Here is a 12,659-nt window from a genome sequence, read left to right as displayed (position 1 = left end):
AAACTCCCTTCTCAATTCTATTTTTAAAATGCTTTAAGCTAAACCACGCCGGTGAAGCATCCGGACAATCACCACGGCAAAGCCACCGGAAATCAACGCACAAGCGAAAATGATCCAGAGAAACTTTTGAACGGACCAGGCCATCAACATCGGCGTAAACAGTGAGAAGATGGCCGTAAAGAACCGGACAAAGCCGTAAGAAAAACCGGTGATGGAAGCCCGGACGTCGACCGGATAGAATGTCTGGGTCCAAATCTTATAAATCGGTTCCCCACACAGCGTATTCGTCGCTGAATAAAGGATGTAAGCCACTGTGAAGGCCCACCAAACGCTACTCCAAATGCCCGCGCAGAAGAAGGCTAACGACCCCACGATAATCGCACCGTACATCACGGGATAACGGTACTTCGTATCAGACACTTTAATATAGATTGAATTGGAAGCCAAGTTGAACAGATTGGCCACCAACGCGACCAGCGTGGCAAAAGCCTGGGTTCGCCCTGAAACCGTTACCAAAAAGTAGTTGACAAACGAACCCCAGGTGTTGGCTGGTAAGTTCCAGAATAGGTAGAACAGGGTCAATACGATCAGCACGCTCAAGTATTGCTTATTCTTGAAAACATCCCATAGTTTGAGCTTCTTTTGTTCCCGTTGATCATCAGCATTGCCAGCTTCTTTTTGTTGCAAGCTAATTTCAACGTTTTTGAACTTCGTCGAAAAGGCCCGGACACACCAGTTAGCAAAGGCAACGACCGCAATCACACTAAAGATCCACCGAACGGACCCGTAAGTCATGCCGGACGTTAAGAACCCAATGAACTGCGACAGCAAAATACCGACGGTCCAAAAGACTTGGGTAATCGTAATTGAGCGCCCATACATGCTGTCAGACGTCCGTTCAGAAATGACGGCTAACGAAGTTGGCAAGTCAGCCCCCGACGCAATTCCAGCGATAATCGTCCCCACTAACAACACGGGAAGGTTGCCCGCAAAGGCAATGATAGTGGCACCAATGGCCACAAAAAGAATATCTAGATTGAAGACTCGAACCCGACCAAAGCGGTCAGACAGCCAGCCCCCAACAACTGCACCCAAGGCAACCATCAGCGTCAGTAGCGTTGAAATAAATCCGGTCAGTAACGGCGTCAAATGCATGACTTTCGTCCAAATTGGTAAAGCCACCCCTAAACTGACCAACAAACTGGAATCCAAATACGACGCAATCCCAGCGACAAATACTAGCGAAAGGGTCTTACTATCCATTTTTTGCTTTGGACTCGTCCCCATTTCGATCAACTCCTAATTTAATAAGTACTTTTTAATCAGATAAGCCGGTGTGCAACCCCAAGCATGGCAATAGCTCGATACAATGGGATTATCGTACGGTGAGTAGTCTGGATTTTCCGGTTCAAACGCTTCCCAATAAGTATCGGCTCCCAGATCGATCATCTTACCCCAATAGCTCTTCAACAATCGAATGCCGTCCTGCTTTAAACCGGATTTCAGTAAGGATTCCGCTACGTGGTGATACATATAAGGCGTCGCAATGCCTTTGATGGGAAAGAGTTCTTTTTCGGCAGTCGCCATGACATCATGCGCTTGTTTAGCTGGCATCACATCCGCTAGGGTCATCCAAACTTGACTAGAGACGTTCACTTCAGCTTGATCACCACTGACAAATAAGTTCTTGGCTGGGTCAAACAGTTCATTTAACGAGTAAGTCACCATCTTTTGCAACACAGCAGCGTACTTTTGTGTTTCCTGTTGTGTCTCTTTTAACAACGTCATAAATTGCTTCAGCACGTAGATGATAATCGCTTCACCCGAAGTGGTCTTGTCAAATTCATTTGACCAGTCCACAAAGACGGGGTAATCCTCGTCTTCATGGAAGACCCCGTTTTGGTCAATGTACTGTAAGGCATAATCCATTTGTTTTTGTGCCACGGGCAGTAGATCCGTCAAAGCAGTTTGGTCATGCGTGTGCTGCTCATAATCATATAATGTTGAGATAAAGAATAAACTGTAATCCAGTAAGAAGGTATCGTCAGGTTGTGGATCCGCGCTGGTAAAGACGTTGGCCACGATACGACCATCTTGGGCCGTCATCCCACCAAACAGATACAGGCAACGCTTTACCAAATCATTGTTTCCAAACGTGGCGTAATTGGCCAACGCCTGAAGTCTCAGGTCCCCTAGCCACAAACGCCGATCACGCTTGGGGCCGTCTTCAAAGACTTCTTGCATGCAATCATGCAACGTGTCAACACTGACATCGTAAATTTTTTGCAAATCCGGATCAGTCAATTTGATTGGCGTCAAAGTTCGTTCATCGGCGGAACTGACCGCCGTGACTTCTGGCTGGCTAAAGACCGCTGACCATTTCGGTGATGTGTCAATCACCGTTAATTCCACGTACCGAAACGCATAGCGCCGTGGTAAGGTCAACTCAACCGGGAGCTGATCAATATGGAACACTTCTTCTTGGATCCAGGATTTACTCAACCATCCGTCATAGTCCGCCGACTCATACGTCAGTTCGGCTGGAACTTCCGCAAACTTGATGCGTAATGCTAACGGCGCATCTTGAGGTGATCCCACGTGTCGAATATTAAGTTTGAATTTGCCCACGTAATGGCGGCCAAAATCTAAAACCACTTTTCCATCCCGTTGAAACTTCATTTGATCCAAATCACTAACATCGGCAACCTTTTCCATACCAACTTGGTCTAATTTACTTTTATTCGGAACAACCTTGGTTAGCATCACCGGGTGGACGACCTTTTCGGTCAATTTGGGTGTTAGTTGTGCCGCCTTCTTTAACAATTTAGTATCGTGATTAAAGGTCACGTCATTATTAATTTGAAACTTAAATGCCATTCTATCTCACCTTATCCTTTTTCGCCTTCACTAATGCCGTACTTCTTTTGGAGGGCAATGACGACTAGCCCGCCAACAAAGCCAATGGCAATCAACGCCGTGAAACCAAACATAGTGTAGCGAATCACTGATGGCATGACTAAGGCTGGCGTCACGAACGCAAACAGACCACAGGCAAACCGGGAGAACCCGTTCATAAATCCTTGCAAGGATGCACGGGATTCAACTGGGAAGGATTCCTGTGTCCAAACCTTATAAATAGCTTCCCCAGCGATATTGTTCCCAATGTTGTAGCACCCAATGGCGATAACGATTGGCCATAAATCATGACTTGAAATAGCTAAGCCAAACATTGCGGCCGCTTGAATAATCATCCCAACAATAAAGAACGTATTCCGCTTAGGACCCGCAGCAACCGACGAAAAGAGCATAACCGCAGCTAACCCAACGAAGTTTAAGACAATTCCGGCACCAGTTGCGAACGTTTGAGAGGCGTTAGCTTGGACCAACGTAAAGGTCTGGAATTGACCAAAGGTATTCGCTAATAAATTCCAGAAAATATAGAAGATGAAAATACCTAAGAACAGCCCCAAGTAATGGTTCTTCTTGCTCCCACTGAATAAGAGCTTGATGGCTGACCCACCACTAACTTCGTTAGACGTGGTCTTTTCATCAGCCGCCCGGTACTGGTTGTCCTTTTCGTGAAAGGTCTTGAATTTTGTTGAGAATGTCCGCCATAACCAAGTGATCAGCGCAATAACGGTTAAAATAGCAAAAACGATTCGGGCACCCGTAGCCCCGCTCATCTTGGAAACAATAAATGAACAAATGTATGAAATAAAAATCCCAATCTGCCAGTAAACTTGCGTCGAGGAAACTAAGCTAGAGGATACCTTGTCGTTCGGTGCATCGTGTGAGATCACCGTTAAACTCAAAGGTAAATCCATGCCTGACGCTAATCCCGTCACAATGACCCCTAATAGCAAAACTACGTAGCTTGGTGCAAAAACGCAAATAAGTGCTCCTAACGCATAAACCAAGTTCATCCAATTGAATGAACGCATCAAACCAAACATTCTGCCGACCGGTCCCGATAAGAAACCACCAATCGCAATGGCAAACGTTAACGCCGCCGAGATAACCCCGACTTCACTATTGGTCAGGCCTAATCCCTTTTGCCAGACGGTAATCGTGGCCGACAGCCCAACAATAATTCCGGATCCCAAGATCGAACCAATTCCCGCAGCAGCGGCTAAAGGTCGATATTGAGAGACTAATGCTTTATCATCCATGTTGACACTCCTTTTCTATCTAAACTCGCTACATCTATTATATTAGACGTTTTGACAGCGCTTACAATATCATAAAACTCGTATTTTTATTGCAAAACTACAGAAAATCCTTTTATAATATAACTAACAATAGCCTGTTCAATTACTATTTAAGGGGACTAAGCTAATGAATCAATTATTTGAACTATTACATCGTGAAGACGTTGTCGAAATCCAACAGCGCCTAAATCACGGGATAAACATTAACGATATGGGTCTGCGCTTTGGCCCAAATATTATTCCGCGTATCCCCAAAGGCACTTTCTTTCAACACTCCTTTGTGGCCAGTACCAAGCAACATCGATATTCCTACATGCCATCCCATACACATAACTTTGTGGAACTCAACTATCAATACTCCGGTACTTCTCACCAACACTTAGATGGTCAATCTTTTACCCTAACTGCTGGTCATCTCTTGGTCATGGATCGTGAAATTATTCAAAATTACGGCTACATGGGCAAAGATGATTTACTGGTCAACATCTTATTGGATATTGACCAGCTTCCCACCAACTTTCTCACCGAAATTTCCAACGCAAAATATTTCAGTCGTTTTTTGTACACAGCACAAGCGACCGAAATCAATCACGAAAACTTTCTGATTTATGATTTAAGCCAGCAGGTTCCAGCCACACAACTGTGGGAAACACTTATGCTGTATCTGTTAACACAAGCGCAACCTTATGCTACACGTGGGCTACTCATGGAAGCTGCAATCAGTTGTTTACCAAAACCGCTCTTCACTAATCTTCATACTCTTAAAACGACTGTAGATCCCATCTATCAAGTCATTCACTACATTGATGAACATTACGACTCGGTGACGTTAGATGAGCTTAGCCACCGATTTAGCTACAATAAAAACTACCTAAGTAATAAAATAAAAAGTCCCAAATTGCAAGAACAAATTAGCCACACGATAAATCCTATTAAATCAGTATTTTCATTAATATTCATATTTTATGGACTTAACTTAACCGGCGGAAGCAGCGGAGAAAAGCTCTTTGGGTGTTTGATAGCCAGTTTGCCGGCGCGGTAAATTGTTTAGCTTTGACTCAACTGCTTGGATATCATGAGGACCCAAAATATCCATGGATAGACCCTTGGGTACATCGCGGCGGATCATTCGATTATGCGCTTCGTTAGTCCCACGCTCAGAGGAACGATATGAATGGGCATAATAAAGGTCAGCGACACCGGTAAGTACAGCGCCAACTTCCGAGAACTCAGCGCCATTATCGGCAGTAACTGACTTCATGATTGATCCGTATTCTTGACAGATCTTGGCCAGCTCATAGTTGACTGAATCGGCATCACGACCATCGATCAAACGTAGAATTTGGCAGCGGGATTGACGCTCGATCAGCGTTAAGATCACACTCTCTTGACCGTTGCGCTTGCCCACCACGGTGTCCAATTCGAAATGGCCGAACTCTTGGCGCTGGTCGATACTTTTAGGCCGTTCATCAATACTCCGTCCGGCCAGACGCTTGTGCTTGATCGAGTGATGATGTTTGGCACGGTGGCGCGTTTTTTCGAGTAGATCAAGATTGCGGACTTCAAGTAACTGGGCATCAATATAGTGGTATAGCGTCTTGGTCGAGACCATCTCCTCAGGTTGATATAAGCCTTCAAGTTTGGCCCGTCCTACTGCTGCATCAGGCGACCAACCATCTTGACGCAAATGAGTCGTAAAATAGTCGATAAAATCAGCGACACCGACGAGTTTCAAAGGTCGATGACAGTGGGCTCGATTAGCTTCGTACTTAGCTTGTGCTGTTTCTGGTGAGTATACAGCGTAATATTGGCGTTGACCATTCACTTTTTTTACTTGGTCGATCTCGCCGCGGCACAATTCATTATTGATTGTTTGATGACAAACATTAAGCGCTCTGGCAATTGCACGATTGGAATAGCCTTGGCTGTGCAGCGTAGCAATTCTGCCTCGTTCAAACGAAGTTAGGTGCTGACCTTTTTTTCTGACTGTGGTATTCTGTTCTTGCATCAAGACAATAACCTCTTTCATTGTTTGTGTAGGAACATCAATGATAACAGAGATTTATCTTGGTGTTTTTTATTTTATCAATTAGCTAAAAGTATTTGGCTAACTTGATTATAAAACGCGCGTAAAATAAAAAGTTATACCAACTCATCATTTGGTGAACTGCTCAATCGAAAAAGGTTGCTCATCGCTGAAGGCCTCTTGCTCGACACTACTCTCCCTATCAGCACAATTTCAGCAAAAATTGGTTACAAAAATCCTTCATCCCTCTTTCGCTTGTTTACAGCCAAGCTCAACATGACACCTACCCAATTTAGGCGACAACATGCTGGTGAACACAACTAATCTCCTTAATAATCGTTTTTTCTAATAGTAAAAGCCCCTACTGAAGTTAGCATCAACTTCAATGGGGGCTTCCTTTTTGTCTTATTCAATTGTTCAAATTATTTACTTCGCCCGTTTTAACACCGTCACGGATTCCACGTGTGGCGTTTGTGGGAACTGGTCCACGGGCTGGATAGCGCCATCAATGGCGTACCCCAACTCCTGGAAGTGGGCCACGTCACGAACCAACGTTGCCGGGTTACAGCTCACGTAGACTACCTTTTCTGGGGCCATCTTGGCAGCACTGTCAATCAGACTCGATGCCAGACCCTTCCGTGGCGGGTCGACCACGATGACGTCAGGCTTCACACCCGCTTCTTGCCACTGGGCCATCTGATCTTCGGCCTTGTTCACCGCAAATTCCACGTTGGTGATGTGGTTCTTTTGCGCGTTGACCTTGGCGTCTTCGATGGCTTCAGGGACGATTTCGACCCCGTAGACCTGCTTGGTGTGCTTGGCTAAGGCCAAAGAAATGGTCCCAATCCCACAGTACGCGTCGATCACGGTCTCGTTACCGGTCAAACCAGCCTTGTCGATGGCCATCTGGTAAAGTTTTTCGGTCTGCTGCGGATTGACCTGGTAGAACGACCGTGCCGAAATGGCAAACGTCAGGCCCAACAATTGGTCTTCAATCGTTGGCTTGCCGTAAAGTACCCGGGTGACGTTCCCCATGATGACGTTGGTCCGGCGAGCGTTGACGTTCAAAATGATACTCGTCGCTGCCGGAATCTCTTTGTGGATTTCTTCCACCAGCTGTGCCTGGCTAGGTAATTTCTGTTGGCGACTGATCAGGACGATCATCATCTCGTGGCTGTAGTAGCCACGCCGCACCATCACATTACGGATGACACCCTTATCGTTGATTTCATCGTAGGCCGGGATCTCAAACTGCCGTAAGAGGTCGCGGACCTTGACGATGGCCTTATCGATTTCGGGGTCTTGAATGTAAAAGTCGGTCAACGGAATCAATTCGTGGCTGTGTTGCCGGTAAATGCCGGTTTCCAATTGCCCCTTGACCATCCGGACCGGCACTTGGGCCTTGTTCCGGTACTGCGTCGGGTTGGCCATCCCCAGCGTGGGGTCGACCGTTACATCAATGTGAGCCTTAGCAAAAAGTTCTTCGATTTGGTGTTGCTTAAAAGTTAATTGCGCCGGGTATGCCAAATGTTGCAGTGGCGCAATTCCCGTTTGCCGGTAAGTCTTGTCGACGTCGGCAACTCGGTCGGGTGACGTTGTTTGCCACGACACGACCCGGGCGAACCCGTAGTGCTTTTGGACCTTGGTGACCTGAATCGTCACCTGCTCACCGGGTAAGGCGTTTTCGACGAACAACGAAAAGTCGTCGACCTTGGCCACGCCCATGCCTTGATACGTCAGGTCGGCGATAGTCACGTCGACCCGTTGATTCTTAGTCACTGGTGCTTTGATTTTCATTAATCTACCTCATTATTTTCTAGCGTCAGAAAAGGGACTTTGCCCCATTATCACGCAAAATCCCTTTCCCGTAAACCTATATCCCTTTAAATGATGCAACGTGGACAGCAAGCTCCATGAAAATCGCCTAGCAATTTCGCAAGTTGCCCTCGGCAAACGGTTAACCACCACCGTTTAGTCTTGGTCACCTTTGGCCGATGAGACATCAGCCGTATCGTCCTCGTCTTCCGGCAAGTTCTGGACCTGCTTGACGAATTTCTCTTCGGCTTCCAGCATCTCGGCCGTTTCGTTGGTCACGGCCGAATCCGGAATGGCATCCAGATTGGCGTACATTTCGATGTGTTGCCGCAGGTTGCGGAACTTCATGGGGGCATCGCCACCGTATTCACCATCCAAATTGATCATCATGCGGTCGTGCACGGGCCGCGCCGTGACCTTATTGGTCTTGACGTAGACGATATGGGGATCGTTGATGTGCCGACCACCATTCAAGACCAACCCCATCAGCCGCAACATTTCCGGCATACTGGCGGTCTTCACGATGATCATCGTGAACTTACCGTCGTCTAAGGCGGCATCCGGCACAATCTTTTCAAACCCACCAATCGAGTTGGTCAGCGCCAACAAAAACATCGACGCCTTACCGCGGAAGTGGCCCCCATCGTAGGTCAAATCCATCTCAATCGGTTTGATCTGTGGCAGGAGTTCAGCGCCTTTGATCAGATAAGCCAGGTACCCAAAAATGGATTTCAGGTTTGACGGCACGTCGTAGGTCAGTTCGGTCAACAGACCGCCACCCGCGATGTTGATAAAGTACTGTTCGCCGGCCTGGCCAATGTCCATCTTGATGGTTTGATCTTTTAAGACCACCTTAGCCGCTGCCAACGGGTCCTCGCGGGGAATGTGTAACGCCCGCGCGTAATCGTTAGTGGTTCCGGCCGGGATGATGGCCATTTTAGGCCGGTGCGGTAAACCCGCGATGCCGTTGACTACCTGATTGATAGTCCCATCACCGCCGGCTGCAACGATGAGTTCAAAACCGGCCTTAGCCGCCCGTGTCGCCTCGTCACGTGCCGAGTGCGGTGCTGGGGTGGTCGCGTAGGCGCTGGTTTCATAGCCCGCCTGTTCGAACACCGCTAAGATGTCGATCATATCTTTCTTTAACGCCTCGCGGCCTGAGGTTGGGTTATAAATGACCCGTGCCCGTTTACGCATGTTTGGTGCCTCCGTGTTTTCTCTAGTGAGTCAAAGCGGCCATCAAGAGTTTGTTGACCACTTGAGGGTTGGCTTGGCCGTGGGTCTGCTTCATGATTTGACCCACGAGGTAACCAACGGCCCGCTTCTTCCCGTTGTTGTAGTCTTCGATAGATTGCGGATTTTGGTCCAGCACATCATCGATGATCGGTTGTAACTTCGCTGGGTCGGATAATTGTACCAACCCATGTTCTTCAACGTACGCCTTGGGTTCTTCGCCCTTAGTGACCGCCTTGAAGACCTTCTTGGCCATCTTGGTCGAAATGGTTCCGTCGGAAATCAAGTTGATCATGCCGGCTAAGTTTTCTGGTGTCAAGTCGGTCTGGCTCAAGTCGACCTGGTTATCGTTCAGGTAGGCGTTCACGTCCCCTTGCAGGTAGTTGGCCGCCATCTTCGGATCGGCCTTCAAGTCGACCATCCGGTTGAAGAAGTCGGACATTTCCTTGGTCTGGGTGATGACCATGGCGTCGTAGTCGGTTAGGCCCAAGTCACTGACGTAGCGCTTCCGCCGGTCAGTCGGCATTTCAGGCATGGCCGCATCGAGTTCCTTGATCCAGTCGTCAGAAATCTGTAAGGCTGGTAGGTCTGGTTCAGGGAAGTAGCGGTAATCGTCGGACCCTTCCTTGACCCGCATCAAAATCGTTTCGCCGGTCTTTTCGTCGAACCGCCGCGTTTCTTGACGGACGGACCCGCCGGACATCAAGACCTGTTGTTGCCGCTTTTCTTCGTATTCCAACCCGCGCTTAACGTAGGTAAAGGAGTTCAAGTTCTTCAGCTCAGTCTTGGTCCCGAATTTATCTTGGCCCACGGGACGGACAGAAATGTTGACGTCGACCCGCATGGACCCTTCTTCCATCTTCACGTCGGAGATCCCGGTGAATTGAATCCGTTGCCGTAAAGCTTCCAGATAAGCGTAAGCCTCAGCCGGCGACGCAATATCTGGCTTCGAGACGATTTCAATCAGCGGCGTCCCCTGCCGGTTCAAGTCGACGTAGGAATGATCACGTTCGTGGGTGTTCTTCCCGGCATCTTCTTCGATGTGCATTTCGGCGATACCGACCTTTTTCTTCTTACCGTCAACGTCGATTTCAATCCAACCATCGTGACCGATAGGCTTGTCGGCCTGCGTGATTTGGTAAGCTTTCGGGTTATCCGGGTAGAAGTAGTTCTTCCGGTCAAAGTGGGTGTTTTGTTCCACCGTGGCGTGTAATGCCAAAGCGGCGATAATCCCATCGGCGACCACGCCCTTGTTGGTGCTGGGCAAGACCCCAGGATACCCCCAGTCGATCACGTTGGTGTTGGCGTTGGGCTCGTCACCATATTCTACCGGTGACGGACTAAAAATTTTCGAGTTGGTCTTTAATTCCACGTGGACTTCCAACCCAATGGTCGTTTCAAAATTCATTAGTTTTGGCCTCCTAACGTGGGAATTTGGTTATGAAATTCGGTGTTTTGTTCAAAGACGTAACCGGCCTTATACAGTGTGCTTTCGTCAAACGGCCGTCCAATCAGTTGCATTCCGATTGGTAAGCCCTGACTGAAGCCAGCTGGCAAGGACAAGCCAGGTAGACCCGCCAAGTTGACCGGAATCGTCAAGATATCGTTCATGTACATGGTCATCGGGTCCGTGACTTCGGAACCGATATTGTAAGCCGTGGTTGGCGCGACCGGACCCAAGATAAAGTCGTGGTCCTTCAAGATGGCCTTGAAGTCGTTCAAAATGACGGTCCGCACCTTAGCCGCCTTCAAGAAGTAGGCATCGTAGAACCCAGCGGATAAGGAGAAAGTCCCCAACATGATGCGCCGCTTAACTTCGGGACCGAAGCCTTCGGAACGGGACTTCACGTAAACGTCGTCTAAGCTCTTAACGTCGTTCGCCCGGTAACCGTAGCGAATCCCGTCGAACCGTTGTAAGTTTGAGGACGCTTCGGATGAGGAAATGATGTAGTAAGCCGCAACCCCGTACTTATTGTGCGGTAAGGAGACTTCGTCGACCGTCGCACCCAACTTCTGGTAGGTGTCGGCGGCGGCTAAGATGGCTTGCTTGACGTCATCGTTGACCCCTTCAGCCAGGAATTCCTTGGGTAACCCAATCCGCAGGCCCTTAACGTTAGTGGCCGCGGTCAAGTCAGCCGCAAAATTCGGCACTGGTTGTGTCGAAGTGGTCAAATCGTGCGCATCGTGGCCCGCGATGGCACTTAACATGGTGGCATTGTCCTTCACGCCCCGCGTCATGGTCCCGATTTCATCAAGGCTGGAACCAAAGGCAATCAGGCCCCACCGAGAGACCCGACCGTACGTGGGCTTCATGCCGACCACACCGTTGAAGGCTGCGGGTTGGCGAATTGAGCCCCCGGTATCAGAACCTAAGGCTGCGGGTACCATGCCAGACGCAACGGCAGCTGCCGAACCACCTGACGAGCCACCGGGAACCTTGGTTTGGTCCCAGGCGTTCTTGGTGGTTTTGAAAGCAGAGTTTTCTGTTGAACCACCCATGGCGAACTCATCCAGGTTGGTCTTCCCAACAGCGACCATCTTGGCTGCGTTCAGCTTTTGAACTACCGTGGCGTCGTAGACTGGCTTGAAGTTTTCCAGAATTTTCGAGCCGGCCGTCGTCGGTTCGTCCTTGGTGACCAAGTTGTCCTTAAAGGCCAATGGAATCCCAGCTAAGGGCTGGTCATCGCTGATGCCCGCTTGGTCGATCTTTTCGGCTTGGGCTAAGGCTTGGTCTTCGTTTAAGTGTAAAAAGGCACTAATCTTGGGGTCGGTCGCTTTGATATTGTCAAAAGTAGCCTGCGTTAATTCCTTAGAACTAATCTTCTTGGCCACCAAATCAGCGTGGAGACTCGCGAGATCTGACTTAAAATAATTCATAGATTGATTAATCCTCGCTTTCGTCGATGATGGTTGGCACCTTGATGTAGCCGCGAGCGGCATCCGGTGCGTTCTTTAACAGTGCGTGGCTTTGTCCCCAGTCTTCGGCAACATCGTCGCGCATGACGTTAAGCTGATCCGTGACGCTACTGGTTGGTTCCACGTTAGTGGTATCCACTTCACCCAACGACTCGAATAAGCCGATGATGTCGTCGAGTTGTGGGGTTAAGGCGTCCAATTGGTCGTCCGTAAACTCCAGCTTGGCCAGTTCGGCCACGTGCTTGACCTGTTCACGATTGATTCGATTAGCCATCAATTTATCCCTCTTTCTAATTTATCCGGTATCCCCGTTTGCACCGTAAATCCCACAATGCAAACATACATTGCTATTCTACCATAGAACGGAGAACCACCAAAGAATCTCACCAAAAATCGGTCGTTTTACCATTTGGTGGCCATACCCCCCCATTCAAACAGGCAAAGTGGCCGGTCCCGAAATT

Annotated in this window: 11 protein-coding genes; 2 read left to right on the top strand and 9 right to left on the bottom strand. The window is 48.6% G+C overall.

The features are described from left to right. Positions 1–33 precede the first annotated feature (33 nt). Genes H3M12_RS07090 through H3M12_RS07080 form a run of 3 tightly spaced genes read right to left on the bottom strand, consistent with a single transcriptional unit; the run spans position 34 to position 4,169 of the window. Entirely contained in the window at positions 34–1,287 is a 1,254-nt protein-coding gene (locus H3M12_RS07090) for an MFS transporter (protein WP_129033350.1), read from the bottom strand. Positions 1,288–1,299: 12 nt separating this feature from the next. Beyond that, positions 1,300–2,877 (bottom strand): alpha-L-rhamnosidase-related protein, encoded by a 1,578-nt coding sequence (locus tag H3M12_RS07085; protein ID WP_129033349.1) that lies wholly within the window; start codon positions 2,875–2,877, stop codon positions 1,300–1,302. Positions 2,878–2,888: 11 nt separating this feature from the next. Beyond that, positions 2,889–4,169, bottom strand: a complete 1,281-nt coding sequence (locus tag H3M12_RS07080) for an MFS transporter (RefSeq protein ID WP_182150561.1) — start codon at positions 4,167–4,169, stop codon at positions 2,889–2,891. Positions 4,170–4,335: 166 nt separating this feature from the next. Between H3M12_RS07080 and H3M12_RS07075 the strand changes: the two genes are divergently transcribed. Continuing rightward, entirely contained in the window at positions 4,336–5,250 is a 915-nt protein-coding gene (locus H3M12_RS07075) for an AraC family ligand binding domain-containing protein (RefSeq protein ID WP_129033347.1), read from the top strand. Here the strand turns inward: H3M12_RS07075 and H3M12_RS07070 are convergent. After that, positions 5,185–6,216: an IS30 family transposase gene (locus H3M12_RS07070; protein WP_182151057.1), complete on the bottom strand. Its 1,032-nt coding sequence runs from the start codon at positions 6,214–6,216 to the stop codon at positions 5,185–5,187. The genes H3M12_RS07075 and H3M12_RS07070 overlap by 66 nt on opposite strands. 177 nt (positions 6,217–6,393) lie before the next feature. Between H3M12_RS07070 and H3M12_RS13130 the strand changes: the two genes are divergently transcribed. Continuing rightward, complete coding sequence (locus H3M12_RS13130) at positions 6,394–6,558, top strand: helix-turn-helix domain-containing protein (protein ID WP_407657795.1); 165 nt, start codon at positions 6,394–6,396, stop codon at positions 6,556–6,558. A 102-nt stretch (positions 6,559–6,660) separates the two neighbouring features. On the opposite strand, the gene rlmD is transcribed toward H3M12_RS13130, so the two are convergent. The 5 genes from rlmD to gatC form a co-directional block, all read right to left on the bottom strand. After that, the gene (rlmD, locus tag H3M12_RS07060; protein ID WP_129031051.1) at positions 6,661–8,031 is read right to left on the bottom strand and encodes a 23S rRNA (uracil(1939)-C(5))-methyltransferase RlmD; all 1,371 of its coding nucleotides are present in this window, start codon (positions 8,029–8,031) and stop codon (positions 6,661–6,663) included. A gap of 174 nt (positions 8,032–8,205) precedes the next feature. After that, positions 8,206–9,246: a diacylglycerol kinase gene (locus tag H3M12_RS07055; protein WP_129031052.1), complete on the bottom strand. Its 1,041-nt coding sequence runs from the start codon at positions 9,244–9,246 to the stop codon at positions 8,206–8,208. Between the two features lie 22 nt (positions 9,247–9,268). Then, complete coding sequence (gene gatB, locus H3M12_RS07050) at positions 9,269–10,690, bottom strand: Asp-tRNA(Asn)/Glu-tRNA(Gln) amidotransferase subunit GatB (protein ID WP_129031053.1); 1,422 nt, start codon at positions 10,688–10,690, stop codon at positions 9,269–9,271. Beyond that, positions 10,690–12,159 (bottom strand): Asp-tRNA(Asn)/Glu-tRNA(Gln) amidotransferase subunit GatA, encoded by a 1,470-nt coding sequence (gene gatA / locus H3M12_RS07045; protein ID WP_182150560.1) that lies wholly within the window; start codon positions 12,157–12,159, stop codon positions 10,690–10,692. The genes gatB and gatA overlap by 1 nt, the downstream gene beginning before the upstream one ends. A gap of 7 nt (positions 12,160–12,166) precedes the next feature. Then, positions 12,167–12,472, bottom strand: coding sequence for an Asp-tRNA(Asn)/Glu-tRNA(Gln) amidotransferase subunit GatC (gene gatC / locus H3M12_RS07040; RefSeq protein WP_129031055.1), 306 nt, complete (start codon positions 12,470–12,472; stop codon positions 12,167–12,169). Positions 12,473–12,659 lie beyond the last annotated feature (187 nt).

This window comes from Levilactobacillus suantsaii, from assembly GCF_014069315.1.
In the GTDB taxonomy this organism is placed as follows: Bacteria; Bacillota; Bacilli; order Lactobacillales; family Lactobacillaceae; genus Levilactobacillus; species Levilactobacillus suantsaii.
The sequence above is the reverse complement of the archived record's forward strand: the minus strand, read 5'-3'. Positions and strand labels throughout refer to the sequence as shown.

Bases quoted from the DNA above. Each gene is read 5' to 3' on its own strand.
- H3M12_RS07090 (WP_129033350.1), bottom strand. From the start codon at position 1,287: ATGGGGACGAGTCCAAAGCAAAAAATGGATAGTAAGACCCTTTCGCTA.
- H3M12_RS07085 (WP_129033349.1), bottom strand. From the start codon at position 2,877: ATGGCATTTAAGTTTCAAATTAATAATGACGTGACCTTTAATCACGAT.
- H3M12_RS07080 (WP_182150561.1), bottom strand. From the start codon at position 4,169: ATGGATGATAAAGCATTAGTCTCTCAATATCGACCTTTAGCCGCTGCT.
- H3M12_RS07075 (WP_129033347.1), top strand. From the start codon at position 4,336: ATGAATCAATTATTTGAACTATTACATCGTGAAGACGTTGTCGAAATC.
- H3M12_RS07070 (WP_182151057.1), bottom strand. From the start codon at position 6,216: ATGCAAGAACAGAATACCACAGTCAGAAAAAAAGGTCAGCACCTAACT.
- rlmD (WP_129031051.1), bottom strand. From the start codon at position 8,031: ATGAAAATCAAAGCACCAGTGACTAAGAATCAACGGGTCGACGTGACT.
- H3M12_RS07055 (WP_129031052.1), bottom strand. From the start codon at position 9,246: ATGCGTAAACGGGCACGGGTCATTTATAACCCAACCTCAGGCCGCGAG.
- gatB (WP_129031053.1), bottom strand. From the start codon at position 10,690: ATGAATTTTGAAACGACCATTGGGTTGGAAGTCCACGTGGAATTAAAG.
- gatA (WP_182150560.1), bottom strand. From the start codon at position 12,159: ATGAATTATTTTAAGTCAGATCTCGCGAGTCTCCACGCTGATTTGGTG.
- gatC (WP_129031055.1), bottom strand. From the start codon at position 12,472: ATGGCTAATCGAATCAATCGTGAACAGGTCAAGCACGTGGCCGAACTG.